At 70.6% G+C, this 26,274-nt stretch carries 20 protein-coding genes; 10 read left to right on the forward strand and 10 right to left on the reverse strand.

All coding sequences use genetic code 11. The features are described from left to right. Nucleotides 1-1,248: 1,248 nt before the first annotated feature. Nucleotides 1,249-1,602: a hypothetical protein gene (locus ABT254_RS32145; RefSeq protein ID WP_351477770.1), complete on the reverse strand. Its 354-nt coding sequence runs from the start codon at nt 1,600-1,602 to the stop codon at nt 1,249-1,251. A gap of 62 nt (nt 1,603-1,664) precedes the next feature. Continuing rightward, nucleotides 1,665-2,126 (reverse strand): ATP-binding protein, encoded by a 462-nt coding sequence (locus ABT254_RS32150; RefSeq protein ID WP_351477773.1) that lies wholly within the window; start codon nt 2,124-2,126, stop codon nt 1,665-1,667. Between the two features lie 202 nt (nt 2,127-2,328). Here ABT254_RS32150 and ABT254_RS32155 point away from each other — a divergent pair, with 202 nt between their 5' ends. From ABT254_RS32155 to ABT254_RS32170, 4 genes are all read left to right on the forward strand, one after another. Beyond that, on the forward strand, nt 2,329-3,171 hold the full coding sequence (locus ABT254_RS32155) for a helix-turn-helix domain-containing protein (RefSeq protein WP_351477775.1): 843 nt from the start codon (nt 2,329-2,331) through the stop codon (nt 3,169-3,171). A 3-nt stretch (nt 3,172-3,174) separates the two neighbouring features. Beyond that, complete coding sequence (locus ABT254_RS32160; RefSeq protein ID WP_351477777.1) at nt 3,175-3,354, forward strand: DUF397 domain-containing protein; 180 nt, start codon at nt 3,175-3,177, stop codon at nt 3,352-3,354. 156 nt (nt 3,355-3,510) lie between these two features. Beyond that, complete coding sequence (locus ABT254_RS32165; protein WP_351477779.1) at nt 3,511-6,432, forward strand: M36 family metallopeptidase; 2,922 nt, start codon at nt 3,511-3,513, stop codon at nt 6,430-6,432. Between the two features lie 190 nt (nt 6,433-6,622). Continuing rightward, nucleotides 6,623-7,429 carry a slipin family protein gene (locus ABT254_RS32170; RefSeq protein WP_351477781.1) on the forward strand — a complete coding sequence of 269 codons (807 nt, stop codon included), beginning with the start codon at nt 6,623-6,625 and terminating at the stop codon, nt 7,427-7,429. Between the two features lie 66 nt (nt 7,430-7,495). On the opposite strand, the gene ABT254_RS32175 is transcribed toward ABT254_RS32170, so the two are convergent. From ABT254_RS32175 to ABT254_RS32190, 4 genes are read right to left on the reverse strand one after another with little or no spacing between them, the layout of a single operon-like run. Continuing rightward, nucleotides 7,496-8,842: a DUF4407 domain-containing protein gene (locus ABT254_RS32175; RefSeq protein WP_351477784.1), complete on the reverse strand. Its 1,347-nt coding sequence runs from the start codon at nt 8,840-8,842 to the stop codon at nt 7,496-7,498. Then, nucleotides 8,832-10,349: a hypothetical protein gene (locus tag ABT254_RS32180; protein ID WP_351477786.1), complete on the reverse strand. Its 1,518-nt coding sequence runs from the start codon at nt 10,347-10,349 to the stop codon at nt 8,832-8,834. The genes ABT254_RS32175 and ABT254_RS32180 overlap by 11 nt, the downstream gene beginning before the upstream one ends. A gap of 5 nt (nt 10,350-10,354) precedes the next feature. Next, nucleotides 10,355-12,574, reverse strand: coding sequence for an nSTAND3 domain-containing NTPase (locus tag ABT254_RS32185; RefSeq protein WP_351477789.1), 2,220 nt, complete (start codon nt 12,572-12,574; stop codon nt 10,355-10,357). 20 nt (nt 12,575-12,594) lie between these two features. Then, entirely contained in the window at nt 12,595-13,389 is a 795-nt protein-coding gene (locus tag ABT254_RS32190) for a hypothetical protein (protein WP_351477791.1), read from the reverse strand. 285 nt (nt 13,390-13,674) lie between these two features. Here ABT254_RS32190 and ABT254_RS32195 point away from each other — a divergent pair, with 285 nt between their 5' ends. Then, nucleotides 13,675-14,199: a Pycsar system effector family protein gene (locus ABT254_RS32195; RefSeq protein ID WP_351477794.1), complete on the forward strand. Its 525-nt coding sequence runs from the start codon at nt 13,675-13,677 to the stop codon at nt 14,197-14,199. A 25-nt stretch (nt 14,200-14,224) separates the two neighbouring features. Here the strand turns inward: ABT254_RS32195 and ABT254_RS32200 are convergent, their stop codons facing one another. Both ABT254_RS32200 and ABT254_RS32205 read right to left on the reverse strand, forming a co-directional pair. Next, entirely contained in the window at nt 14,225-14,932 is a 708-nt protein-coding gene (locus ABT254_RS32200; RefSeq protein WP_351477797.1) for a Crp/Fnr family transcriptional regulator, read from the reverse strand. A 61-nt stretch (nt 14,933-14,993) separates the two neighbouring features. Beyond that, the gene (locus ABT254_RS32205) at nt 14,994-16,202 is read right to left on the reverse strand and encodes an MFS transporter (RefSeq protein ID WP_351477800.1); all 1,209 of its coding nucleotides are present in this window, start codon (nt 16,200-16,202) and stop codon (nt 14,994-14,996) included. 73 nt (nt 16,203-16,275) lie between these two features. Here ABT254_RS32205 and ABT254_RS32210 point away from each other — a divergent pair, with 73 nt between their 5' ends. The 3 genes from ABT254_RS32210 to ABT254_RS32220 all read left to right on the forward strand — a co-directional run bounded on the left by ABT254_RS32210 (nt 16,276) and on the right by ABT254_RS32220 (nt 18,740). Beyond that, a complete protein-coding gene (locus ABT254_RS32210; protein WP_351477803.1) occupies nt 16,276-17,271 on the forward strand; it encodes an ArsR/SmtB family transcription factor in 996 nt (331 codons plus the stop codon). 9 nt (nt 17,272-17,280) lie between these two features. Continuing rightward, nucleotides 17,281-17,790 carry a glutathione peroxidase gene (locus ABT254_RS32215; RefSeq protein ID WP_351477806.1) on the forward strand — a complete coding sequence of 170 codons (510 nt, stop codon included), beginning with the start codon at nt 17,281-17,283 and terminating at the stop codon, nt 17,788-17,790. A gap of 101 nt (nt 17,791-17,891) precedes the next feature. Then, nucleotides 17,892-18,740, forward strand: a complete 849-nt coding sequence (locus ABT254_RS32220) for a MerR family transcriptional regulator (RefSeq protein WP_351477809.1) — start codon at nt 17,892-17,894, stop codon at nt 18,738-18,740. 124 nt (nt 18,741-18,864) lie between these two features. On the opposite strand, the gene ABT254_RS32225 is transcribed toward ABT254_RS32220, so the two are convergent. Together ABT254_RS32225 and ABT254_RS32230 are read right to left on the reverse strand one after the other, a co-directional pair. Then, entirely contained in the window at nt 18,865-20,760 is a 1,896-nt protein-coding gene (locus tag ABT254_RS32225) for a DUF8823 domain-containing protein (protein WP_351477812.1), read from the reverse strand. A 201-nt stretch (nt 20,761-20,961) separates the two neighbouring features. Continuing rightward, nucleotides 20,962-23,940, reverse strand: coding sequence for a D-alanyl-D-alanine carboxypeptidase (locus tag ABT254_RS32230; protein WP_351477815.1), 2,979 nt, complete (start codon nt 23,938-23,940; stop codon nt 20,962-20,964). A 221-nt stretch (nt 23,941-24,161) separates the two neighbouring features. Between ABT254_RS32230 and ABT254_RS32235 the strand changes: the two genes are divergently transcribed. Further along, entirely contained in the window at nt 24,162-24,920 is a 759-nt protein-coding gene (locus tag ABT254_RS32235) for a GOLPH3/VPS74 family protein (RefSeq protein WP_099929556.1), read from the forward strand. Between the two features lie 368 nt (nt 24,921-25,288). Continuing rightward, entirely contained in the window at nt 25,289-26,146 is an 858-nt protein-coding gene (locus ABT254_RS32240; protein WP_030940853.1) for a helix-turn-helix domain-containing protein, read from the forward strand. Nucleotides 26,147-26,274: the final 128 nt, after the last annotated feature.

Consider the following 26,274-nt stretch of genomic DNA (forward strand, 5'->3'; position numbering starts at 1 on the left):
AACTCTTCCGGATAAGGCTTGGGCACAGCGACATCCTTCCCACCCGCCCCACAGGGCAAGCCAGTTCAGATGTCACCCGATCGTGCAGCAGACCCGAGCTCCATAAGTCTGACTTACAGCGCTCAGCCGATCCCAGTCCTTCTGGGACGGAGCTACTTTTTCGAGAGCTAGTGGCGTCAGGAAGATCAGTATCAGAAGACCGATGGCCACTATGCACCACAACAACCACTGTGCTCGTTGCGATTTCATACCCGCTCCCCCTACGTCTCTAATGCTCCGCATGCAGGATCGGTGAGCCTCACTTATCCAGCAAGGACGCATCACAACCGCCTCCCACCACTCACCCAGGTCCCATCCCGTCCGCCGTCGACCCACACACCGTGGAGCGGGCGTGGTTCATGGCGTCCAGGTGGAGCGCGCCACTGTACGAACGACCTGGACGCCATGGGCCGCGTCTGCTCGGCTCTGCCTGGGTCGACGGTGGACGGGATGGGAGCTCCCCACGCACGCCACTACGGACCCGCGGTCGGGAACGGCGCCCCCTCCATCCCGGTGCCGGCCGATCCCCCGCCGGAGGCATGTTCTTGATCGGGCCGCGCTATGCGGTGATCGACTCATGGCCACCGGCCCTATCCACATGTGGGCGCGCGTCGGCGTCGGCCGCGCCGAGCGGGCCGAAGGCAGGAGCACGGGCGCGGCCATAGCCGGGAAGCGCGCCCGGCGGAGCGGAGCGCAGCCGGGGCTTGAACCCGTAGAGAAAGTTGTAACGCAGTTGGACGCGTGGGACTTGTCCGATCCCGGTAGATGCTTGACAGTTCGGTCCCAGCTGATGTTTGACAGTGGCCATGATCGGCCCACCCTTGGAACTCAGTTCAGCGACCAAGCCGGACCTTCCCTGCACGTCATGCATGGCCTCCGACGGCCCCAGGGCAGCAACAAACCCTTGTTCACGGAAATGCCGCAGGCAGGGGACGCGGTCGATACGGCCTGGATCCGGCCGCGCCTCAGCCGAACCAGCTCACCTGCACGAGCACGATGCGTTCACCACGGACATCGGTCAGGTAGGTGAGCATGAGGAGGCCACGGCTCTCGGTCCGCACGCCGGGCCCCGGTCCTGTGTAGGCGGCTCCCTCCAGGAAGACCATCGACTCACGTACGGCGATCTCGTTGGCCAGCCGTTCGGTCTCGGCACGTGCCGCATCCGGGAGCCCGTCCAGCAGGCCGTCCTGGAACAGCTCCCAGCGCCAGTCAGCTACCGGCGACCTCGCGGTGTGCGGCTCGTACGATCTCTCCGGCCTCGCGGATGGCGCGTTCGCGTACGTCCGGGTTCGAGCTGTTGATGGCCTGCTCGGCGGCGTGCAGTCGACGGGCCGTCTCCGGGTGCCGCTCGATCTCCACCACGACGCCCCACTGCCGGTAGAACATGCGGATCGGTACGACGCTGTCCTCGTCCCCGGCGCGGACGAACGCCTTTTGCAGGTCCTCGAAGAACTCGGGCAGGCGGGAGGGGGCCACCGTCGCCACGGCCTGTCGCAGAGCCGGCAGTGTCAGCTCGGGCCTGGGAATGAGCGGGCCGTTTCCGTCCGCGTACGGCGTGGTCATGGGCTGCCCCTTCCGCTCGTCCAGCGCCCTTCCGGCACGGGCCCACGCTAGCGCCATTCCCCTCACTCCCGCGTGCGCGCGAGCGGATCGCCGCCGCAGAGGGTGAGGCCGAGGCCCCATTCCGCCCAGACCGTCTTGCCCACACCCACCCGTGGTGCGACACCCCAGCCGTCCGCCAGCGCTCCGACCAGCAACAGTCCTCGCCCGAACTGATCCTCGTCGGCTACCTCACGCCGACACGGCAGCCGTTCACCGCGAGGGTCGCTGACCTCGACGCGAAGCGTTGCGGTCGTAGTGGTGATCCGCAGCCGGATGAGCCGGTCACGCAGGCTGCCGTGCAGCAGGGCGTTGGTCATCAGCTCGCTGGCGACGAGGGCGACGTCTCCGGCGAGGTGCGTATGACCCCAGTCGGTGACGAGGCGTGCGGTGCGGCGGCGGGCGAGGGCGACGCTTCGAGGGACGGGGGTGTAGTCGAGCTGGTCTTCGTGGCGGAGGGGTTCGGGGATGGGGTTGGCGTCGGGCATGGACGCGCGCCTCCTTGTGGGGGTGGAAGCCGCCGAGTGAGCGGTTGAATACTGACCGTAGCGAGACGTTCGCCTCGGAGGCAATCAGCTCGGGGAAGTTCTTCCCCAAAGAGGGAAAGTTGTCGACGCGGTGACTAATCAGGGACAGACTGTGACCGTGAAGCGATCAACCCAACCTGCAGGCAACCGGGCGTCAACTGTCTTGGGACGCAGGCTCGGTGCCGAGCTGTTGCGTCTGCGCGACATGGCGGGGAAGACCCAGCAGCAGGCCGCCGAGTCCATCAACGCGACCGGTACAAAGATCGTGAAGATGGAACGCGGCTGGGTGCCGATGCGAGATCCGGACATCCGGGTGCTGTGCGAGTTCTACGGCTTGGAGGACCCCAGCACCCTGACACGGTTGCTGAACCTGGCCCGGCTGGACCGCGAGCGCCGCAAGGCGAAGGGGTGGTGGCAGGACTCACCCCACCCCGGCACGCTCTCCGAGTACATCGCGCTGGAGGATGCTGCCAGTCGCGTACGAACGTGGGAACTCTCGCTGATTCCCGGCCTGTTCCAGACTGCCGAGTACGCTCGTTCGCTTGCGGTGAGCGAAGGCGTGGGGGTGTGGGAGGACCCCGATGAGATCGAGCGCCTCGTCGAGATCCGTATGCGCCGCCAGGCACGCCTGTACGACGAGCACCCGCTTGAGGTGTACGCCATCGTCTGGGAAGCGGCACTGAGGCAGCTGATCGGCGGCCCCGGCACTATGCGCGCTCAGTTGGAGCACCTGCTGAAGGTGGCCGAACTCCCGAACGTCCGCCTCCAAGTGCTGCCGTTCCGTGCGGGCGGGCACCCCAGCATCACAGGCCCGTTCACCATCATCTCGTTCGCGGAGAGCGAGGCCGTGGACGTGGTCCATGCGGACACCATCATGTCTACTGTGTGGGCAGAGAACGAGGCCGAGAGCGCGGCGTACAGCGCCTTCTTCGACCGTACGGCTCGGCTCAGCCTCGCCCAGCAGGACTCGGCCCTGCTGATCGACACCATTCGCCAGGAGTTCTGACCCATGCCCAAGTTCGACTTCGTGAAGTCCAGCTACAGCAACACCGGCGGTCAATGCGTCGAAGTCGCCCGCAACATCCCCGCCGTCGTGGCCATACGCGACTCCAAGGACCCCGACGGCCCGATACTCCACCTGCCCCCCAAGGCATGGACGGACTTCACGGCGTCGTTGTCCGCCAACTGATCCGGACAGCCTTCGCTGTCTGACGTCTGTGTGACTTCTGTGACACCTGATCTTTGAGGTCTTCTGTCGTGCAGGTCGTCTTGAAAGGGTACGAGGCGTACAACTCGGCCGCCGACCACGGCCGTTGGATCCCTCACCCCCCACGAGGCGTTGAACATGACGAGAGCCTCCTCGCGCGCAAGACGCGCGACCATACTCACCGCGACGGCCGGCCTCACGCTGGCCGTCGCTTTTCTGCCCGGCGCGGCGAACGCCGTCCCGGGTGACCCGGCGGCCGACGGCCCGTCGCCCACGCCGTCCGCCACGCAGCCCGTACCGTCGCAGCAGACGCTGGTGCGCCGCGACGCCCGGCTCGCGAAGGCCGAAAAACGGCCGGGTGTACGTCAGTTGCGCGAACAGCTCGGGGTTCAGGGCGTGCTCGAGCTGGACCCGGCCACCGGCACGGCGCGGCAGGTGGCCAAGCTGGACGGGTATCTGACGCCCCGCAGCGACAAGGGCCCGCAGGACATCGTCCGGCAGTATCTGCGGGACCATCCCGATGTCTTCGGTCTCTCCGCCGGGCAGGTCCGTGACCTGACCCTGCGCAAGGAGTACACCGACGTCGCCGGGGTCCGTCATCTGTCGTTCGTCCAGTCGGTCGACGGCGTCCCGGTGTTCGGCAACGGCGTCAAGGCGAACGTCTCCCGGGACGGGCGGCTGATCAGTGTGCTCGGCTCCCCGGTGCCGAAACTGCCCGCCCAGCTGGCCCCCGGCCGTGTCACCTCGACGCAGGCGAGGCACACCGCGGTGCGTGACATCGCCGGAGCCGAGGCCGACAGCGCCGGCAAGCAGGACACCGCCAAGCAGGTCGTCTACACGGGGCCGAAAGGCACCGCCCGGCGCGCGTGGCAGACGGTCACCGTGCCCGACGGCCACGGCATGTGGCTGCACGTCGTCGACGCGGCGACCGGCAGGGTGCTGTACCGGCAGAACCTCTCCTCCGACCTGTCCGCGGCGGCCGGGACGGCACCCTCCTCCGGGCGGCCCCTGCCCCCCTCGCCGGCCAGGCTGCTGCGGGGCGGCAAGGTCCTCGTCTGGGACCGCTACCCCGGCGCCCCCGCAGGCGGCAAGCAGCACACCCGCCACCTCACGGCCCGGGGCTGGCTGCCCGTCGGCGCCAAGACCCTCGACGGCCGTATCGCGCACGTCTTCAGCGACGTCGACGACAACAACAAGGTCGACGCGGGCGAGGAGATCACCCCGGCGGCCGACGGGACGTTCTCCTTCCCGTTCAAGCCCGTCACCGGTCCCGGCTGCGACGTACCGCTGCCTTGCTCCTGGGACCAGAAGACGCCGTACTCCTGGAAGACCAACCGTGAGCAGAACGCCGCGCAGGTCTACTACTACCTCGGCACCTACCACGACCACCTGGAGGCCGGCCCGATCGGCTTCACCCGGGCCGCGGGCAACTTCGACGGCCGGGACGGGGATGCCGTGGACGCGCAGACCGACGACGGCGCCGCGGTCGACCACGGGCTGCCGGACGAGAACCACCTGAACAACGCCAACATGGGGACACCGCCGGACGGCCAGGCGCCCACGATGCAGATGTACCTGACCGGGTCCGGGCCCGGCTACACGGTGCTGCAGGGCAACTGGGGCGACGACGCCGCCACCGTCTACCACGAGTACACGCACGGTCTGTCCAACCGGCTCGTCGTCGGCGCCGACGGGGTCTCGGCCCTCACCGGCCAGCAGGGCGGGGCGATGGGCGAGGCGTGGAGCGACTGGTACGCGCTGGACTTCCTCAACGACCAGGGACTGCTCAAGGACAGCCGGCACAGGGACGGCGAGGTGGCCCTCGACCCGCCGCACTGGACCGACGAACTGCCTTCCCGCTCCCAGCCGTTGGACTGCCCGGTCGGCTCCACCTCCGCGAAGTGCCCCGGCACGTCGGCGGCGGGCAAGGGCGGGTACACCTACGGCGACTACGGCAAGATCTCGCGCCGCGGCCCCGAGGTGCACGCCGACGGCGAGATCTGGAGCGAGACGCTCTGGGACCTGCGCAACCGGCTCGGCAGCAGGCTCACCGAATCGCTGCTGACCCGCGCGATGGAGCTGTCGCCCGCCAACCCCACCTTCCTCGACCAGCGCAACGCCGTCCTGCAGGCCGACACCGTGGTCAACCGCGGCCGGGCCCACGACCGCATCTGGAAGGTGTTCGCGCACCGCGGCATGGGCTACTTCGCCGCCGCGCTCACCGCCGACGACACCAAGCCCGACGAGGACTTCTCGCTGCCGCCCGGCCCGCACACCCCGATGGCCACCCTCACCGGCAAGGTCACCGACGACGCGTCCGGCGCCCCCGTCGCCGGGGTCGGCGTCAGCATCAGCGGCCATGCCTCCGGCTTCCCCGGCGCCGACTTCTCCGCCGTGACCAGGTCGGACGGCACGTACACGATCCACAACGTCCCCAAGGGCACGTACCGGAAGGTGTACGCGAGCGGCAACGGCTACGAACCGCAGATCCGCACGGTCTCCGTCGGCTCCGGGAGCAGCGCCGACTGGGCACTGCGCCGCGACTGGGCCGCCGCTTCCGGCGGTGCCACGGTCACGGAGTTCACCGGGCCCGACAACACCGACTTCGGCTGCGGACCGAACGGCCTGATCGACATGTCGGGCACCGTCTGGGGCTCGGACGCCAAGGGCGGCAGCGACGGCACCGGGGTCGACCCGGTGCACAACACCGTCAAGCTGCCCTCGGCCGTCGACGTCACCGAACTGCGCATCGACCCGACGTCGGGCTGCGGGGACGATCTGACGGCGTCCCTCGGCGACTACCGGGTCGAGACCTCGACGGACGGCACCACCTGGGTCACCGCCGCCGAGGGCCACTTCAGGCCCGCCGACACCGGCCGGGAGAACGCCGTGTCCCTCAAGGCCGGCACCGGGCAGAACGTGCGGTACGTCCGCCTGACCATGCTCGGCAACCAGGCCGCCGACAACGGCGCCAAGTGCGCGACGGACCCGAGCCCCTCGGGTTGCAGCTACATGGACGTGACCGAGCTCCTGGTCCACGGCTCCGCGCACCGGAGCTGACAGGACTGACACTCTGACAACCGAGGGCGGCGCACCGGAGACGGGACGCCGCCCTCGGGCGTCAGGACCGAGTGCGGGATCGTTTTCTTGACGATCTCCTGACGCGAGCGGGCGCATCCGGCCGACCCCGTCCGGTGTCTACTTCCTTGTCTCAATCCTTACGGGGAATCCTTTCGAGGAATGGAGTGCGATGGAAGGCACTGTGGTCGCGGTCGTGCTGGTGGCCGTGGCGGTCCTGCTCGTGCTGCGCAGCGGTATGCGGGTGGTCAACCAGGTCGAGCGCGGGGTCGTGTTCCGGATGGGCAAGGCGCTGCCGTCGTACCGGCAGCCTGGTGTGACGTTCCTGATCCCGTTCGTCGACCGGATGCGGAAGGTGAACACGCAGGTGGTCACCATGCCGGTGCCGACCCAGGAGGGCATCACCAAGGACAACGTCTCGGTGAAGGTCGACGCGGTCGTCTACTTCCGGGTGACCGATCCGCTCCGGGCCGCCATCGAGGTCCAGGACTACGTCTTCGCCGTCGGCCAGGTCGCCCAGTCCAGCTTGCGTTCCATCATCGGCAAGAGCGACCTGGACGACCTGCTCTCCGACCGTGAGCGGCTGCACGAGGGGCTAGCCCTGATGATCGACAGCCCGGCCGCGGGCTGGGGCGTCCACATCGACCGCGTGGAGATCAAGGACGTACAGCTGCCGGAGTCGCTCAAGCGGTCCATGTCCCGCCAGGCCGAGGCCGAGCGCGAGCGGCGGGCCCGGGTCATCACCGCGGACGGCGAGTTCCAGGCCGCCCAGCAGCTCGCCAACGCCTCCCGCATCATGTCCGACACCCCCGAGGCGATGCAGCTGCGTCTCCTCCAGACGGTCGTGGAGGTCGCGGCCGAGAAGAACTCGACGCTGGTGATGCCGTTCCCGGTGGAGCTGCTCAGGTACTTCGACAAGGCGGCGCAGAACATGGCGCCCGCCAGTCCCGCTCCCGTGCCGGAGACCCGTCAGTCGTGACCTCGGCTCCGGCGGCGGTCCGCCCCTCCCCGGGCGGGACCGTCGCCGGTCCGTCGGCCGTCCCGCTCAGGCCTTCCTCGCCCGAAGGATCCGGCCCATCCGCTCCTCCAGCTCGGCCCGTTCCTCCGCGGCCCGCTCCGCCTGGGCCCGTTGGAAGTCGTGCTCCACGCGCCGCATACGGTCGGCCGTGTCCTGTGCCACGCCGTGGCGCTGCACCTCGTGCTCCATCCGTGCGCACTCCTGCTGCACCTGGAGTTCCTCGGTGTACGTCCGGCTGCTCGCCGTGAAGCGGGCGCCGAGCATGCGGTCGTACATCGTGGCGCCGCTCATCAGCTTGGCCAGCACGGGCATGGCGTCCAGGCAGATCAGCAGCAGATGCAGCACGAGGGTGATGAAGAGCGCGAAGCCGTCGGACTCCGCGACCTTCCTGAGCCCGTGGGCCCGGGTGAGGATGCCGTCTGCGTCCAGGTCTGCGGCCCGTGCCCGCGTCTTGGCGTCGATGGCCCGCTGCAGCAGCGGCTGGTAGGCGTCGGCGGCGGTGTCCTTCTTCGCGGCCAGGGTGCGGCTCTTGGCGACCAGCGCCGAGAGCTCCTTCTCGTAGGTGTCGACCTTGCTGGTCCTGCGGTACTCGCTGGAGTCCTTCCGGGCCCTGTCGCAGGTGATGGTGACGTCCCGCACCCCGTTCCGCCAGATCCAGTTGGCCTTGCCGCACAGGCGCTGCTCGGCGGACATCTTGTCGTCGAGCGTCTTGTTGATCGCGTCGACCTGGGTCTGCAGGGCCTTGGTGCGGGCGGTGTTGCTCTTGATCTGCTCGGCCAGCTCGGCCGGGGAGCCCGCCACCTTCAGCTGGTAGCTCAGGCATTCGGGGCGGTCCGCGGTGGTCGCGCCGTCGGTGGGGTTGCAGGAGACGAGCATGCCGCGGTAGTCGGCGGTCTGCTGCTCGTTGCCGACGGCTATCTCCTGGCGTATCTCCTTGTCGAAGATCTGGAAGAGGATCGGCTCGGCGATGAACAGGCCGAGGAGCACGGAGAGAATGAAGCGGAGGAGAAGTGACCACTTCTTGACCATCGTGCCGTGGGTGCTGGACACCAGCCAGCTGTCCATCGCGAGAACCACCCAGAACCAGACCGCGGCCACCCCGATCACGGCGGCGAGGGGCAGGTCGGAGCGGAAGCTGCTCAGCGCCAACGTCATCGAGAGGGCGCCCACCAGGGCCGTGTTGACGACCAGGGCGCCGTACCAGGTGTAGCGGGTGCGTTCCTCCGGCACCCAGGCCAGCAGCCCCTCGTCGATGCCGATCAGCCCGCGCAGCCGGACCGCCGGGCCGCCTGCCCGCGGCACCGGACGGGCCGCGCCCGGGTCGTCGCCGAAGGAGGCGCTGTCGGCGTGGCGCAGCGGTGTGTCAGTGGCCAAGGCTGCCCTCCGAGTCGGTGCCGCCGAGGTCGGGTTCGGCGTCGCCCTCTTGGGCGGCGCCGCCGTCCTGGCTCTTCTGGACGATGCTCATGCGCGGGGTGTTCGTCACCGCGCTCGGGGCGGTGCCGTCCGGCGCGGCGCCCCGCTCGAAGGAGAAGTCGCCCACCCGGTTGATCTGCGCGCCCGGGTCGCTGAGCTGCCCGTCGAACAGGCCCCGGTCGAAGGCCTGCTTGGTCAGCTCGGTCCAGGCGCCCAGCTGCTGCCTGGCCCAGGTGTGCTGGTCCTGCAGCAACTGCTTCTTGTCCTGCCGGTCCTCGTCGCGTTGGCGCACCTCTTCCGCGTGCTCCACGTCCCAGCGACGGGCCTCCTCCCTGGCCTTGGCCGTCTCGCGTTGGAGGTTGTCCGCGCGGGTCGACGCTTCCAGCTGGTTCTTCTGTTCGACCTTCCAGCGCTCCTCCTGCCGGTCCAGCTCGGCCCGCTTCTCCTGGAACTCGCGCTCCAGCCGGGCTCGTTCGACCTGCAGCTCGTCGTAACCCCGTACGCGCTTGGAGTACTCGTCGGCCGTGATGTCGCCGTGGTGGCGGGCGCTGAGGTCCGCGGCGAGCGGATTGGCGAGAAGCTTCATGTCCTCCTGGACCTGATCGCGGACGAAACGGTTGAACTCGGCCCGCTGCGTGAGGTCGTGCTTCTGCTGCTCGGCCCCCGCCTCGCGGTCGAACCCGCCGCGCAGGGTCTCGAAGTCCTGCCGGCCCAGCTCCTTGTCCACCGCCTCCTGCTGCCGGTTGCGCTCCCTGCGCTGCTCCCGCACGAAGCGGATCTGCTCCCGCTTCAGCTCCAGCTCGGCCTCCCGCTCGGCCCGGTCCAGGGCCAGCTGCTGCTCCCGCTCCTCCCGCCGCTGCTGCTGTTGCTGCTCCCACCGCTCCTTCTCCAACTGGGCGATGTGCTGGGCGAGTTCGGCAGGAGTGAGCACCTCGACCAGACCGTGCCGGGCGCGCAGGCCGGACAGTACCGTCGGGCGCATCTCGTGGTACGCGGTCAGCCGTGCGTCGATGCGTTCCCGCACGGCGGCGGAGTTCATGATCGGCTGGTCGCTGCCGTCCTCGGTGAGCCCCGGCACCTCCCGCAGATGGCTCAGCAGCAGCGCCTCCACGTCCGTGATGCCGTCGCGCACGACCGCCTTCGCGTCCGTGACGGTGCAGTAGAACGTCGCCCGTACGGTGAAGTCGCCCGCCTCGGCGGAGGGGATCCTCGTCTCCACGACGACCGGCACCTCGATCCGGCGGTCGACCACCGTGACGGAGCTGGCACCGATCACCACCGGGTCCTCGGCGTGCAGCTGCCCGTGGTCCTCGACGTACTCCGCGCCGACCCGGAAGACCCGTACGTGGTGCGGGGCGAGCCGGGGCAGTTCGCCCTCGTCCCGCATCACGCGCTTCTTGATCAGGCCGCCGCGCTTCTCGGGCCGCCCGTACTCCCGCTGCTCCACGAGCGGGTAATTGGCATTCATGCCTGTCAGTCCTCCGTGCTCAGTACAGCCTCGAGAAAGATGTCGATCAGAGGGGCCGCAGCCTTGTCGAAACGCCCCACGACCTGCCGCAAGGACGGCCCCAGCCGCGGGCGTTCGTCCGGCGGCAGTGCCGCGCCCAGGGAGCGGCCCAGCCGCTCGGCCGTCTGCTCCGGCTCGTCCGTCGCGGCGGACAGGTCGCGCAGGGTGAGGTGGAGACACAGCAGCACACGGCGCCGGTACGGCCGGTTCGCCAGCAGCCCCGCCCACAACTCGCCGATCGGGTCGGCCTGCCGTGGGTCGCGGGCCGGCAGCACGGCGCAGACCATCCGGCCCGTACGCGTGTGCCGCGCCACGACGGTCAGTGCGGCGTCGAGGGTGCGGTCCTTCTGATGTGCGGTGAGCTTTCCGCCCTTGTCCTTCAGCCGGTAGGCGAGCGGACGCAGCACGGCACCCGCGTCCTGCTCGCACTCCATGAGGACGACGACGAGACCGGCGAGGGCGACCATCGCCTCCCATGCCTGATCGTCGAACCGGCCGAGGGTGCGGTGCAGCAGCGCCTTGACCGCGTCCGTGGGGAAGCACACCCCGAGCGCCCCGCTGAACGCCGCGGTCGCCGTCGACGAGAGCTCCGGGTCGGGCGAGCGGACCCAGCCGCGGGCGACGGACAGCGCGGTCGCGGCAAGGCCCTCGTCCAGACACATGCAGTGCAGCACCAGGGTGGCCGTGGACTGACCGGCCGGGCCCGCCGCGCCGGCCGCCCAGGGGTGCAGATAGTTCTCCGCGACCTCGTCGAAGGCGGGCCGCGTGAGCAGGGCGAGGCCGGAGGCGACGGACAACTGGAGCCCCAGGCCGGGCTGGGTGGCCACGAGTTCGGTCAGCCAGTCCCGTACGCCGTCCCAGTACGCCGTCGAGCGCTTGCTCCACAGCTCCTCCAGCACCCACCGCCGGTACTGGGAGTGCGGGAAGACCAGGGCGGACCGGGTCAGCGCGCCGTCCTTGCGCTCCTCGACCGCGACCAGGCTGTTGCGGGACAGCGACAGCCTGCGGTCGGCGTCGCGCCGGGTGGCCTCGGCCGTCTCCTCGTCGTTGGCGAGCTCCGGGAAGGTGGCCGCCACATGCTCCTCCAGACGCTCCTGGCAGGTCTCGAAGTCGCGGTAGCCGAGGCCGGTGACGAAGGCCAGTGCGGTGACCTCGGTCCACTCCTGCGGCGAGCGCGTCTTGTCGAACCAGTCGCGCACGGGCTGGGCCGCGGCGGCGCCGTACTCCTGCCAGACCCCGGCGGGGTCCGCACCGTCCGCGATCCTGGCGGCCGCCGCGGCCACCTCCGCGATCCGGCATCCGGCCGGCATCAGGGAGGCGGCCTTCTCCACGGTGTCCTGCCCGCAGCCCGCCCGCACCAGCCGCAGCCGCAGGACTGCCGTGAGGTCCGGGGGCTGCCAGGGCATATGGCGTACGGATCCGGGGGCGTCGCCCTCGCCCTGGTACACGGTGGTGACCACGAGGTGCGCCCCCTGCTCGCGCACGGTGTCGCGCACCCGCCGCCAGTCGAAGTCCGCGGTCCCGCCGGCGGCTTCGTTCATACGGTCGATGAGCACATAGCCGACGCCCTTCTCGAACACCGGGCGCCCGCCCGCCAGGTCCTCCAGGCTGCGGCCGGGCGAGAGCACCACGTACTCCGTGCCCTCCGCGACCTTGGCGACGAGGGCCACCGCCGCGGACCGTTTGCCCGTGCCGGGCGGCCCGACGAGCACGACCACACCGTCCTGCTGGAGGGCGCGTACGGCTTCCTCGAAGCAGTCGGGTTCGACGTAGGGTGCCAGGATCGCGTCGGCCTCACCTGCGTCCAGACGGCCGACGGCGCGGCGCCGGGCATTGGCGGAATCCGCGGTGCCGATGCCGAAGATGGCGCCGGGGGCGTCGAGGGCGCCGTAAAAGTACTGGTTGACGTTGTTCTGTGCCTGGGCCGTCTCGTCGGCCCGCTTCGCCCGGTCGGGCCTGGCGGGTTGTTCGGCCTCGTCGGGCTGTTCCGTTGCCCGGGGTGTGTCGGCGTTGTCGGCCGGCCGGTCGCCGCGGGGCTTCGGGTCGTCCTCGGGGGGCTCCTGCGGGGCAGCCGCCTCAGGTGAGTCACCCGGGTCCCGGGGTGTGTCCTGGGCTTCCGATCCGCTGTCGGCGTCCGGCGGTTCCGGGGTGCCCTGGGGTCTCTTCGCGCGCTCTTCCTCGTCCATTCTCAGCCGTCACTCGGAGGTCACTTGGAGATGCCGAAGACGGCGCCCGGGGCATGGACGGTTCCGGGGAACACCTGAACTACCGTGTCGCCAGGAGCAGTTGGCGCACTCGGGGGGCGCGCGTCGGGCGCTTCACCACCCCCGCTTGCGCCGCCATCCGCCCCACCACCATCCGCGCCGCTCCCGGCCGCCGCGCCGTGGGACGGCGCCTCCGCCGCCCCGCCCAGGTCGAGCGCATGCACGTCGTACCCGGGCACCCGGATCCACGCCCGCCCCGCGTACTCCTTCTCCGCGATCCGCACCTCGCGGAACTCCTGCGCCCGGATCGTCGTGTACGCCTCGCGGATCACGTCGTTGAAGACCGTCGAGGAGACCGCGAGGGCCAGACAGGCATCGGGAGCGGCCGCCAGGGCCGACTTCAGGACCGCGCTGTCCAGCATGCGGCCGATCTCGACCGGGGCCCGGCCCTCGAAGCCGTTGGCGGCCGGAGACGCCGTGCCGAAGTGCACGGCTGCCCGCAGCCGCAGCCGGGCCTCGGGCAGCCGGCCGTGGTTGAAGGCGCGCAGGCCGGCGTCCAGGTGCCGCATGAAGGTGTCGACGAGGTCGGGCTCGGAGGCACCCTCGGGCAGCACGGCGAACACCGAGTCCCCGCCCACCTGCGTCTCCCACCGCTCCCGGGCCAGGCCGGCCGCGGCGGCCGACTCTCCCAGGAGCAGCTGGATGGCCTCCTGCAACTGGCGCTGCGTCAGCACGTCGACGCGGCCGTAACCCTTCGCATCGACCGCCAGCAGCAGTCTGCGACCGAACGTTCCCATAGTCGAACTCCCCGCTCCCTGAATGGAACACACCGGCGTCCGCTCCCCCCATCACGCGGACGCCGGTAGGCCAGTGGTACACGCCCGGGCCGCCGTGAACCCCGTCGAAGTACGGGTTGCGGAAAGGAGCAAGAAAATACCGGGATCGACCCAAGTCGTAGGCGTATTCGGCTAATTGGTGTGGATGGGGTTCTTGGGCCGATCCCGGATAAATGCAGGATTGGGTCGGCGGGACGGGTGTGTGCTGGAAGCGACGCATCGCCCGTCGACCGCAGGAGGAGCCGTATGCCGCCCAGTGCCGCCCAGCCGGACAGCCGTCCCGCGCAGTACATGTTCACCGCCCTGCAGACCACCCACCAGCACGCCGACACCAAGGCCGGGATCCTGGCCGCCGCGCAGGCCGCGCTGGTCGGCACGGCCGGCGTCTGGAGCGGGCGGGCCCTGCACGCCGCCGACCGCGGTGGTGCGGCCGGTGTGCTCGCCGGCACCCTGCTCGCCCTGTTCCTGTGCGGGCTGTTCGGTGGCGCCGGATTCCTGGCGGCCACACTGCGGCCCCGTGTGCTGCGACCGGACGGGACCAACCGCTACAGCTTCGTCCACCTCGCCTCCGGCCCCGACATCCTGTCGGCCGCCGGGGAGCCGGATGCCGCCGACGTCGCCCTGGAACGCCGCGAGTTGTCGCAGACGGTCCGGTTCCTGGCCCAGGTGGCCGTGCGCAAGTACCGCTGCCTGACCGCGGCCGTGGTGTGCACGGCCGTCATGGGTGTCAGCGCCGGACTGCTGGTGGTGCTGCGGCCGGTGCTGACCTGAGCCCCTGCACCGACGGCAGATGGACTCACACCTCGGGGCCCTCGGGCGCCAGGTCCGCCAGTCGCCGGAGCCGGGGCAGGTCACGGATCACCGTGGAGCCGTATCCGGTCTCCAGCAGGCCTTCCTGGCGCAACTCGCGCAGGCCCTTGTGGATCGTCGTCTCGGCGGCCCCGGTGAGCGCGGCGAGCTCCGGCTGAGTGAGTCGGCAGCCGAGGACTACGCCGCCCTCGACCGGGTGACCGTAGGACGTGGCGAGTTCCACCAGCAGCCGGGCGAGCCGCACCTTGGCCGGATATCCGCGGAAGTCCAGTCGCCGGCGGTTGGCCCAGCGCAGCCGCTGGGCGATGATCCCCGTCAGGATCAGGTGCACGTCCGGTCTCCGCGCCAACAGTGAGTGCACCTCGACGGGTTTCCATATCCGTGCGGTCACCAGGCCGCATGCCGTCACCGTGGCGGAGCGCGGTGCCCCGTCCAGCGCCGCCATCTCTCCGACGGTGTCGCCGCCCACGCGGACCGCGAGCAGGGACTCCTCACCGTTCTCCACCCGGGCGGTCACCTTGGCGAAGCCCGAGAGCAGCAACAGCACATGCCGGTCGGACCCGCCCTCCCGCAACAGCACGTCACCCGCTTCGAACCGCGTCTCCACCCCCAGCGCGAGCAACTCCTGCCGCGCCTGCGGGGACACCGCCCCCAGCAGACCGCGCGCGGGCCACTTCACGGAGTCGTACGACATGGGCGCTCTCCCCCGGACGTCTCGACGAACGCACCCCTGAATGCTGCCTGTTGCCGGGGCCTCAGGGACCGGAAACGGCCGTACGCCGTGCTGCCCGGGCACCGGCCGGCGACCCGGTGCGGCGACCCGCCCATGCCAGCGTCGACGTCACGACGGCCGACGCGGCCGCCATGGCCGTCATCGCGGCGGCGGGCGAGGTGAGCTGGGCCACCGAACCCGCCAGGGTCGCCGCGACCCCCTGCATGGTGAGCATTCCCGCCGAGTGCAAGCCCAGGGCGTGGCCGCTCAGTTCGTCCGGGGTGAGGGCCATCAGGCGTTCCTGCTGGACGAGACTCGCGCCGAAGCCGACGGAGGCGATCACGGCGAGCACCGCCGACCAGGGCAGCGCGGGGTGCAGGGCGAACAGCAGGTACGGCGTGGCCAGCAGGAGGAGCAGCGGGGTGGCCAGCCGGGGGCGCAGCGCGGTCGGTACGAGGCGGCCGACGGTCACGTCCCCGGCGAGCATGCCCAGCGCCCCGCAGGCGAACAGCGCGCCGGCCGCATGCGGGTCGTAGGAGACGTAGAGGGATTCGCAGCCCACGACCAGGCCGTTGGGGAGCCAGAGGCCGACGTAGGTGAGGCGGCGGGGGCGCGAGGACCACAGGAGGGCGTTCGTGCGCCAGGTCGCCGCGGCGGACGGTCGGCCCGAGGAACGCGGCGGGCGGGCGGTCAGGCCCAGCCGGGTGCCGAGGGCGGCGGTGGCGTAGAGCGCCGCCGAGATGAGCAGGCAGGCCCGCGGGGACAGGACCGTCAGCAGGGCGCCGCCGGTCGCGAACCCGGTGATCTGCATCAGCCCGGAGAGCATGTTGAACACCGAACGCCCCAGCAGATAGCCGTCCTTGGAGAGGATCTCGTTCAGCAGCCCCCAGCGCACTCCCCCGCCCAACGAGGCGATCAGGCCCTGGACGAGGACGACACCGAAGACGGCCCCGACCGGCAGCCCCGGCAGGGCGAGCACGGCCGTACCGGCCGCGAAGGCGAGACCGATGCCGGCCAGCGTCGACCTCGGCGGCAGCCGGTCGGCGCCCGAGAGGAGGAAGGTGGCGCCGAGCACCTGCGCCAGCTGCGGGCCGAACATGCTCACCGCCGACAGCAGCGGCGAGTCGGTCATCCGGTAGACCAGCGTGCCGAGCGCCAGGGCGCCGATCGTCTGGGCCGCGGTGTGGGCGGCGGAGGCGAGGAAGAGCGGGGTGAACTCCGGGGTGCGGAAGAGGTCTCGGTAGCTGCGCATGAACGGAGTCTCGGGACGTCCGGACCGCGCGCGTTATTGTTTCGCGCTGACGCGAAAGGTCGTGGGGGGCTCCATGGGCCGGTGGCAGATCAACGCCGACACCCTCGCGGGCAGCCGGTTCGTGCTGTCGCCGATGGCCGAAACCCTCGCTTCCCTGAAGCTGCTGCACGCGGGCGAGGCCGCGCACCCCGGCGAGCGGGCCTGGCTGGACCGGCATCTGCCCGGCTACCGGGACCTGCTGGCCGCCGATCCCGTCACCGCGCTGCTCCTGCGCGCCGGGCTCGGACGGGTGTGGACCGCCGACTTCCTCGCCCCCACCCCGGGCGACGGAGAGAGCTTCGAGGAAGGCGTCGCACGGGTGCGGGCCACCGCCGCCGACCGGGCCCGCTCCGACCTCGTCGTCTCCCTCGCCGGCGGCCCGCTGCCCGCCGCCCTCGACCGCGACGACCTGCCCGAGCTTGCCGCCGACCTCTTCCGCTACGTCTGGGACGAGGCCGTACGGCCGGACTGGGACCGGCGCCGGCGCATCCTGGAGGCCGATGTCGTGGCCCGTACCGCGCAGGTCAGCCAGGGCGGCTGGGCGACCGTGCTGGACGCCCTGCGCCCCGGGCGGACGCGCTGGCTCGGCGAGAACCGGCTGCAGGTGAACCTGCACGAGTACCCGCCGCGCGAAATCTCCGGCGCCGAACTCGTCTTCGTCCCGGTGACCCCGCAGCGCCAGGGCGGCTGGGTCTCCTGGGAGGACACCAGGCAGCGGTACGCGATCGTCTACCCCTGCACCGGCGCCCTGGCCGGCGACCGTCCGTCCGCCGTCCCGGCGAGTCTGGCCGCCCTCGTCGGAACCGCGCGCGCCGAAGTCCTGGTCCTCCTCGCCTCGCCCATGAGCACGAGCCAGCTCACGGCGGTGACCGGCCAGGGACTCGGCTCGGTCGGCCGGCATCTGAGGGTGCTGCTGGATGCGGGGCTGGTGGAGCGGCGGCGGGCGGGACGCTCGGTGCTGTATTCGCGGACGGCGGCCGGTGGGGTTCTGGTGGAGGCCCAGAACCGGGACGACACGTACCGGAGTTAGCATCCGCTTATGACGACTGCAGACAGCAACGGCGCCGCCCCCCTCGACGTGGAGATCGGCGCCCTCAAGGGCGGCTCCGCCGACCTCTCCCAGTACACCGGCAAGGCCGTCCTCATTGTCAACGTGGCCTCCAAGTGCGGGCTGACCCCGCAGTACACCGGGCTCGAGCGCCTCCACGAGCGCTACGCCGAGCAGGGCTTCACCGTCCTCGGCGTGCCCTGCAACCAGTTCCTCGGGCAGGAGCCGGGCAGCGCCGAGGAGATCGCCGAGTTCTGCTCGGCGACGTACGGCGTGACCTTCCCGCTGACCGAGAAGGTCGAGGTGAACGGCGAGAACCGGCACCCCCTCTACGACCGTCTGACCGGCTTCGCCGACGCCGAGGGCCACAGCGGCGACATCCGCTGGAACTTCGAGAAGTTCCTGATCGGCCGGGACGGAAAGGTCGTGGCCCGCTTCTCCCCGCAGACCGAGCCGGAGGCGGCGGAGGTCGTGGCGGCGGTGGAGAGCGCCCTCTCGTAGCGGGCGTTGACCTTGCCCCTGGGGCAAGGACGAGCGTTCCCGTCACCGGGCGGAAAGGACCCGTCCGGTGACGGAGGGCCGACGGAAAAGGAGCCGCTCAGGTGGACGGGGAACTGCTCACCATCGGCGCGTTCGCGACCCGGGCGCGCCTGTCGGCCAAGGCACTACGGCTCTACGACCGCCTCGGCCTGCTCGCGCCCGCGCATGTCGACGAGCTCAACGGCTACCGCTACTACCGCGCCGACCAGGTGGAACGCGCCCGCCTTGTGGCGCTGCTGCGGCAGCTCGACATGCCGCTCGCCCGGATCGCCCAGGTGGTGGAGGCGGACGGCGCCGAGGCCGCCGACCGGCTCGCCGCCTACTGGGCGGACGTCGAGGCGCGCATCGCGGGGCAGCGGACGCTCGTCGAGTACCTCCGTGGACGGCTGTCGGGGAGGAGCTCCGAGATGTACGGAAAGTTCGTGGTCGAGACGGTGGACGTGCCCGAGCAGGTGGTGATCACCCAGTCCCGGCACACACTGCAGGACGAGTTGCCGGCGTGGATCGGGGCGTCTCTGGACCGCCTCGAGGAGGCGGCGGGCGCCGCCGGAGGTGTCGTGGGAGCGCCCTTCGTCGTCTACCACTCGGAGGTGTCCATGGAGAGCGACGGGCCGGCCGAGTCCTGTGTGCCGGTCGCGGACGAGGCGGCTGCCCGGGTGTGGGCCGAGCAGCACGGGCGGGCCTGGGAGACCCGGGTGCGCGTCGAGCCGGCGGCTCGGCTGGCGTACACCCGGATCACGAAGGCGCAGGTGGCTGCGCCGCAGATCGGTGCGGCCTTCGAGGCGGTGGAGCAGTGGATCGCGGCGCAGGGGCTTCAGCAGGCGGGGCCGTGCCGGGAGATCTACTTCGCGGACTGGGAGGCGGCGGGGCCGGAGGACGCGGTGTGTGATGTGGCGTTTCCGGTGAAGTGAGCGGCATGGGGGTCGGCGTGGGGTTTCCTCGCCCCCGCCGCCCCTTCCCTTCCCGTCCCTGGGGGCTGCGCCCCCAGACCCCTGCTTCGGCCTGAACGGCCTCGTCCTCAAACGCCGGACGGGCTTATTTCAGCTCGTCGGGGCAGGGGGTGCCGCGCGGTAGCTGGTACGGCGCTCCCAAGCGGTAGGTGCCCGCCTTCGGGGCCAGCAGGATCGTCCACTTGTCGCCCTTGTCGTCCTCCTGCGTCTGCATCAGACAGCCGTTGACGTTGTCGTACGACTTGGGCGTGCCGTCCGCGCGGTGCTTGGAGGCGTACGTCTCCTGCGGGGGCTCGACCCCCTTGCCCTTGGTGTCGACCAGGCCGAGCCACGGGGAGTAGGGGACGCGGATCAGGACGCGGCCGGGCTTCTTGACCTCGATGGTCAGCTCGCCCTGGGCCGCGCGGTCGACGGTGGCGGGCGGGTCGGCGAGCGGGGTGGGGTCGGTGACGCGGAACAGCTGCCAGTTGGCGTCGCCCCAGATCTGCTTCAGATACGGCATGCCCCGCTGCACGAGCTCCCGCTCGCGCTCCCCGCCGTCGCCGTCCGGTTCGCCCTTCGGCAGGACGACGAAGTGGACGGCCCAGCGCTGCAGCCACTCGTGGTAGTTCGCCGAGTTGAGGGTGTCGTCGTAGAAGAGGGGGTTGCGCTCCATGTCGGCCTGGCGGTTCCAGCCGCGGGCCAGGTTGACGTAGGGGGCGAGGGCGGAGGCCTCGCGGTGGGAGCGGGCGGGGACGACCTCGACGCGGCCCTTCTCGGCGCCGACGCCCTGGAGCTCGTTCACCAGGGGGGCCAGTTCGCGCGCCCAGGACGCGGCGGGCGAGGTGTGGATGATGTCGTCGACCGACTTGAAGCCGATCCAGACGACGAAGCCGGCGAAGGCGAGCACGGTGACGTACCACTTGCGCGAGCGCGGGACCGTGAAGGGGAGCGCCGCGACCAGGGTCACGCCGGCGAACAGCATCGCCAGCCGGGTGATGTTGGAGCCGATCTGCGAGCTGACCAGCCAGACCGCGAGGACCGAGAGGCCGTACACCGCGGACGTCAGCCGGACCGTCGTCCACTTCTTCGGGACCAGCACGAAGGCGAGGACGGCGTACAGGAACGGCAGGATCACCGACCAGATCGTCATCGGCTGGGTGCCGGAGAAGGGGAACAGCCAGGCCGACACCGCCACGACCGCGGCCGGGGTGAGCCCCAGCGCCCAGGCGCCGGGACGGCGTTTCTGCAGGAACAGGGCGACGGCGACCAGCCCCACGAACAGGCCGGCGACCGGTGAGGACATCGTGGCCAGCGCGGCCAGCGGGGCCGTGCACAGGGCCTTCGCCCACCGCTTGTAGCGCCACTTGTACGGCCAGCAGAAGACGGTGGCGACCGCGCCCAGCGCGAACATCGTGCCCAGGCCGAAGGTCACCCGGCCCGAGACCGCGTTGCACACGAACGCGAAAAGTCCCGCCAGCGACGCCCACAGCGGGTTCTTCACGCTCCGGCTGCGGATCAGGATCATCGTCAGCAGACCGGCCGAGACCGTCCCCGCGATCATCATCGTCGTACGGACACCGAGCACCGACATCAGATACGGCGAGACCACGCTGTACGACACCGGGTGCATCCCGCCGTACCAGGCGAGGTTGTACGCCGAGTCCGGGTGCCGGCCGACGAACTCGGCCCATGCGTCCTGCGCCGCGAGATCGCCGCCACTGTTCGCGAAGGTGAAGAACCAGACGATGTGAAGGACGCCGGACAGGGCGGTGAGGGAGAGCACCGGGTGGCGCAGCAGCCGCTCGCGCAGGGCGAGGAAGGCGGCCTGCGCGCGTGCTGTCCCGTCGCTCCGCGCCCGCTCGCCCGGCTGCGCGCGGGCGGTGTCACTTCCGTACATGCCGCGCATGTCCTCCGTGCGCGGAGCGGGCACGCGTATTCGCGGGCCGTTTCCCGGGCCCGGATCGGCGTCGTCGGCGCGTGTCGGCTCCGCAGTGGCCACCTGAAGGCACTCCCCGTGGTGTCCCGTCTTCTGTTCTGGGACGCGTCCCGTTGTCCGCTGGTTCGCGGCCGCGTCCCCGGGGATTTCCCGGTCGCGTCCCGTGAGCGGCGGCCTGCCCCGTTTCGTGACGCTAGCACGCACCCCGCCGGAGGGCTCCCTGGTGGGCCCGCCGACGGGGTGCGAGGGTGTCCGCGGCCGCTGTCAGCCGAGGCGCTTGAGCTTTGCCGTGAAGCCGGGTTCCGTGAGGTCCTTCTGCAGCGCCACCGGGACCTTGACCGCGCCGCTCGTGCCGTCGCCCACGGTGAGGGTGCCCACCGTGGTGCCGGCCTTCGCGGTGTGCGGTACGTCGTCGGCGTCGAAGGACAGCTTCACCTTCAGGCCCGCCCAGCCGACGGCGGCGACGTCCTTGGTGAGCACGATCGGCGTGTGGCCTCCGAGCTGGTCGTCCACATACCCGACGACGTCGCCCTTCTTCAGTATCTTCGTCGAGGTCAGCGCGTCCCGGGCGGCGAGCATCGCCGTCCTGCTGACGTTGTTGACGGTGTCGATGATCGGCGCCGTCTGCTGGTCGAGGATCGCGCCGACCACGGTGACCGTCTCGCCGCCGACCTCCTTGGTGGCGGCGAAGAGGAGATTGCCGCCGGCCTTGGTGGTCGTGCCCGTCTTGATGCCGATGGCGCCGTTGAAGGGGACCAGGGCGTTGTAGTTCTTCCACTTCTTGCCGGACGGGTCGAACCAGTAGGGCAGCTTCGTGATGTCCATCAGCGCCGGGATCTTCACGAGCTCGTTGCCGAGCTTCACCTGGTCCTCGGCCGTGGAGACGGTGGACTCCTTGAGACCGGAGGCATCGGTGTAGGTCGTGTTCTTCATGCCGAGTTCCTTGGCGGTGTCGTTCATCTTCTTGATGAACGCCGCCTCGGAGCCCATGTCCCAACGGGCCAGCAGGCGCGCGATGTTGTTGGCCGAGGGGATCATGATGGCCGACAGCGCCTGCTTCTCGGTGAGGACATCGCCCTTCTTCACGGTGTTGAGGGTGGACTCGTGCTGCTTGTCGTAGCCGCCCTCCTTCTCCGCCAGCGCGTCGACCGTGATCTTCTTGCCCTCCTCACCCTGCTTGAGCGGGTGATCCTTGAGGACGATGTACGCGGTCATGGCCTTGGCGACGGAGCCGATCGGGACGGCGGTCTGCTTGCCGAAGCTGTCCATCGCGCCGATGCCGTTGACGTCCATCCAGCCCTGGCCCTCGTTCGGCCAGGGGAGGCCGGCCTTGTTGCCGTCGAAGGTGTACGAGTCGTCGGCGGTGAGCGCGAGGGTGGGGGTGGGCAGCGGGCGCACGGACTGCACGATCGCAAAGATGATCGCGAGGAGCAGGACCAGCGGGGTCCAGATCTTGACCCTGCGGATGATCGTGCGGACCGGGGTCTGCGGCGGTGGCGGGGTGTTGGTCAGCTCGGCCAGCAGGTCCAGCGGCGGCTTCGGGGGCAGCGGCTGCTGGGCCGTGCGCTCGGGGCCGACCTGCGGGACCGGGGCGGTCGCGTCCGCGGGCCTGCGGGGCGTGCGGGGTTCGTCCAGGGGCTTGAGCGCGACGAACTTGCTGGTGCGCTCGGCCTCGGACGGCTCCGGGGTCTTGGCGCCGCCCAGCTTGAGCATGGTGGTGGGCTGGTCGACCTGCGGCTTGGGGCGCTTGAAGATGGCGGTCGGCTGGTCGACGGGCTTGTCCTCGACCTCGGCTTCGCCTTCGGTCTCGGTGCTCCCACCGGCACCACCCGTACCACTCTCGTCGTCGGCCGCGGATGGCCCCTTCGGTGCACCCTCGCCATCGGCGACTGCGGGCCCACGGGCCGCAACGGGGTCACCATCGGCCTCGGCTGCACCGGCGGTCCCGGGTTCACCACCGGCTTCGGATGCACCGCCGGTCCCGGGCTCGCCGCGGGTCTCGGAGGCGCCCCCCTTCGGTTCGGCGCCCGTCTCGGAGCCGTCGCCCGTCTTGGGTTCGGCACCCGTCCCGGATGCGCCACCCGTCTCGAGACCAGCGCTCGTCCCGGATGCCCCAGCCGTCCCGGAGGCGCCGCGCGTCTCGGAGGCGCCGCGCGTCTTGGGTTCGCCGCCCGTCCCGGATGCAGCCCCGGGCTCGTCGCCCGTCGCAGCGTCGGCGGCCGTTTGGGCATCACCGTCCGGTTCAGCGGCGGTGCCCCTTCCGGCGCGGGCGTCCGCGGCGGAGGCGGTGTCCGCCTCGGGCTCGGGGGCAGCGTCCTGCGGTCCCTCCTCCGCCTCGTCGGAGTCGGCAGCAGCCCCGGCCTCGACATCGCTGTCGGCGTCGGCGCCCGCCTCCGGCTCCGCGGCACCGTCCTCGTCGGCCTCAGCGGTGCTCTCCGCGCTCTCGGGCTCCTCGGAGTCCTGGGAGCCCTTGGAGTCCCCGGAGCGGACCCAGGCCGCCACAGCGGCCCGGAGCCGGGCGTCACCGCCCTCGTCGCCGGCGGTCGCAGCGGCGTCGTCGGCCGCCGAATCCTCGTCCTCGGCCACAGCGTCGGCACCGACAGCCGCCGCACCCTCGGCCTCGGAGTCCTCACCCTCGCCGCCTGTCGCCCCCGCAGCCCCGGGCTCCTCGGCCGCGCTCTCCCCGGCTCGAGGCTCCTCAGCCGCACTCTCCTCGGCCTCTCGCCGCTCGGCCGCGGTCTCCCCCCTCACGGGGCCCTCAGCCTCAGGCTCCTCGGCCGCGCTCTCCCCGGCGGCCTCGGACCGCTCGGCCACCGTCTCCCCCGTCGCGACCCCCTCAGCCTCAGGCCGCTCGGCTTCGGTCTCCTCAGCCGCGCTCTCCCCGGCTTCAGCCCGCTCGGCCGCCGTCTCCCCCGTCACGGCGCCCTCAGCCTCGGGCTTCTCGGCCTCCGGCCGCTCGGCCGCCGTCTCCTCAGCCTCCGGACGCTCCCCCGAAGTCCCCCCGGCCTCCTCGACCGCCTTCTTCAGATCCCGTACCGAGAAAACCCGTGTCGCCGTGTCCACGCCGCCGCGCGTCTCTGACGTGTCGGTCTCGCGGGCCACCGAGAGACGGGGATCGCGGGCCGGGCGATCCTGGGGGGCGGGCTCGGGAACCGGGCCCTTGGTCCCCGACGTCGGTTCTGCCGACGACTCGCGCTGCTTCGACCTGTCGGGGGACTCGCCCGCCACCGATGCCTCCTCCATGCCGCACGCCCTCCGTGCGACCTACCGAACCGTGAACCGCCGCCCGAAACACCGCTCAAACGCGCTGTCCGAACCATGTACCAGTGTCCTGTGTGTGGGCTTAACCCCTGCGGTAGACGAGAACGACATACCTACTGGTTCCCTCACAAACAGGTCACGCACCCTCGACAGACCAATGTGAGAGGGGTCACCCTGTCTTTCATCCACGCGGGGAGGCATGGATGGGCAGGAGCCGCAGAACACTTCCGGAGGAGCTTCTGCTGCTGGCGTTGGACCCGGCCACGGGTACCACTGCACAGCCGCAGTCGCTCGACCTCGGTCTGGCCGGAGCACAGCTAGTGGAGCTGGCGCTGGCCGGACGGATAGCCCCAGACGGGGATCGTATCGCCGTGGTAGCCCCACGGCCGACTGGAGATCCAACATTGGACTGTGCGTTGGAGTTGCTGCGAAGGCGTGGCGCTCCCGTACGTGCAGTGAACTGGATTGGCGGGCCGCGTCTCGGGCTGCGCCAGACCTATCTCTCGCATCTGGAGCGGTGCGGCATGGTGCATGCCGTGGCGGGCCAGATGTGCGGAGTGCTCCCGACGACGCGCTACCAGGCGACGGACACCGAGATCAGCCGGGAGATCAGGGCCCGGCTCGACTCCGCGATCCGCACCGGCGTGCCGCCGGACCCGCGGACCGCCGCACTCGCCGCACTGGCGCACGCGGTCGGCCTCGGCAAGCACCTGTACCCGGGGAACGAGGGGCGGTCCTCTCGGTCCCGGTTGCGGGATCTCATCAGGCACGACCCCATGGGCGGTCTCGTCGCGCACGCCGTGATGGACGTCCAGAACGGCGTGGGCGCACAACCACGCCGCAACCCGGCTCCGGCCGGCCGTCAGGCCGCCGCCGGACCGGCCAGGTCGGCACCGGAACCCGCTCGTGGCGTTCCGATGCAGCCGCGCCGCGGTTCCATGGCGCGCGTCGTGGCCCACTGAGCCGCAGTTCCACGACGAGCCGCACGAACCGCACCACCGGCACGACATTGCACCGCAATGCACCGCAGCACCACGCACCGCCGAGCGCCGCACCGAGCCTGCGAAGGCGCAGTCCCCGAGACCCGGTACGGGAGCCGCTGGTCCGCGCGGGGCAGCGGGGCCGTACGCCATCCGTCCCTACGGGTGCCGTAACGGTTCCGCTGCCCCGCGCGGCCGTTTTTCCATGAAACCGGGAACTGTCGCCCGCGCAGCGCATATACGCCGTTTCCCAGCGGTACCAAGTCCCTTGGTGGCAGTCTGCTCAACAGCAGATACGCAAAGTGGCAAAGTACAGCTAGTGCAGGCACGCAGCCGGAGGTGCACGTCTCGTGGCGTCCAATGTCAATCCCACCGTCAGGCGACGCCGGCTGGGCCAGGAGCTGCGCCGGCTCCGCGAGCTCAAGGGCATGACGGCCGAAGAGGTCGCCGAGCGGCTGCTGGTGTCGCAGTCGAAGATCAGCCGGCTGGAGAACGGGCGGCGCAGCATCAGCCAGCGCGACGTCCGCGACCTGTGCGGGGTGTACGAGGTGGAGGACCACCGGATCGTCGACTCGCTGATGCAGATGGCCAAGGACAGCCGCCAGCAAGGATGGTGGCATTCCTTCGGGGACATTCCGTACAGCGTCTACATCGGCCTGGAGACGGATGCGGCGAGTCTGCGGGTGTACGACCCCCAGGTCGTCCCCGGGCTGTTGCAGACCCGGCAGTACGCGGAGGCGCTGATCGCGGGTGCGCTGCCGGAGACGGCCGCCACCGACGTCGAGAAGCGCGTACAGGTGCGGCTGCGCCGGCAGGAACGAATCACCGCCCCGGAGAACCCGCTCCGGCTGTGGACGGTGATGGACGAGGCGGCCGTGCGCCGGGTGGTGGGCAATCGTTCCCTCATGCGCGACCAGCTGGAGTACCTCGTCGAGCAGTCCCAACTGCCGCACGTCACCGTGCAGGTGATCCCCTTCGACATGGGGGCCCACCCCGGGCTGAACGGCCAGTACGCGATCCTCGAGTTCCCCGACGCGGCGGACTCCAGCGTGGTCTACATCGAGGGCGTCACCAGCGACCTGTACCTGGAGAAGGCCAACGACGTGCAGAAATACAGCGTGATGTACGAGCACCTGCGCGCCCAGGCCCTGAATCCGGACCAGTCACGGCAGTTCATCGCGGACATCGCGAAGGAGTACGCGCGCTGAAGCGCCGTAAGGTACACCTTCCCCGGGTCGGACTGGAAGACCCATCTGGAATATGCCACCCGGTCGAGTGAATGGTCACTTCGTACGTCGAGGTTGGCGAGTAGCGTCGATCACGCCACCACACACCA

Source organism: Streptomyces sp. NPDC001137, from assembly GCF_040298885.1.
Classification (GTDB): domain Bacteria; phylum Actinomycetota; class Actinomycetes; order Streptomycetales; family Streptomycetaceae; genus Streptomyces.

Bases quoted from the DNA above. Each gene is read 5' to 3' on its own strand.
- ABT254_RS32195 (WP_351477794.1), top strand. From the start codon at position 13,675: ATGCCGCCCAGTGCCGCCCAGCCGGACAGCCGTCCCGCGCAGTACATG.
- ABT254_RS32230 (WP_351477815.1), bottom strand. From the start codon at position 23,940: ATGGAGGAGGCATCGGTGGCGGGCGAGTCCCCCGACAGGTCGAAGCAG.
- ABT254_RS32185 (WP_351477789.1), bottom strand. From the start codon at position 12,574: ATGGACGAGGAAGAGCGCGCGAAGAGACCCCAGGGCACCCCGGAACCG.
- ABT254_RS32235 (WP_099929556.1), top strand. From the start codon at position 24,162: ATGGGCAGGAGCCGCAGAACACTTCCGGAGGAGCTTCTGCTGCTGGCG.
- ABT254_RS32150 (WP_351477773.1), bottom strand. From the start codon at position 2,126: ATGCCCGACGCCAACCCCATCCCCGAACCCCTCCGCCACGAAGACCAG.
- ABT254_RS32200 (WP_351477797.1), bottom strand. From the start codon at position 14,932: ATGTCGTACGACTCCGTGAAGTGGCCCGCGCGCGGTCTGCTGGGGGCG.
- ABT254_RS32210 (WP_351477803.1), top strand. From the start codon at position 16,276: ATGGGCCGGTGGCAGATCAACGCCGACACCCTCGCGGGCAGCCGGTTC.
- ABT254_RS32205 (WP_351477800.1), bottom strand. From the start codon at position 16,202: ATGCGCAGCTACCGAGACCTCTTCCGCACCCCGGAGTTCACCCCGCTC.
- ABT254_RS32215 (WP_351477806.1), top strand. From the start codon at position 17,281: ATGACGACTGCAGACAGCAACGGCGCCGCCCCCCTCGACGTGGAGATC.
- ABT254_RS32170 (WP_351477781.1), top strand. From the start codon at position 6,623: ATGGAAGGCACTGTGGTCGCGGTCGTGCTGGTGGCCGTGGCGGTCCTG.
- ABT254_RS32190 (WP_351477791.1), bottom strand. From the start codon at position 13,389: ATGGGAACGTTCGGTCGCAGACTGCTGCTGGCGGTCGATGCGAAGGGT.
- ABT254_RS32165 (WP_351477779.1), top strand. From the start codon at position 3,511: ATGACGAGAGCCTCCTCGCGCGCAAGACGCGCGACCATACTCACCGCG.
- ABT254_RS32145 (WP_351477770.1), bottom strand. From the start codon at position 1,602: ATGACCACGCCGTACGCGGACGGAAACGGCCCGCTCATTCCCAGGCCC.
- ABT254_RS32180 (WP_351477786.1), bottom strand. From the start codon at position 10,349: ATGAATGCCAATTACCCGCTCGTGGAGCAGCGGGAGTACGGGCGGCCC.
- ABT254_RS32160 (WP_351477777.1), top strand. From the start codon at position 3,175: ATGCCCAAGTTCGACTTCGTGAAGTCCAGCTACAGCAACACCGGCGGT.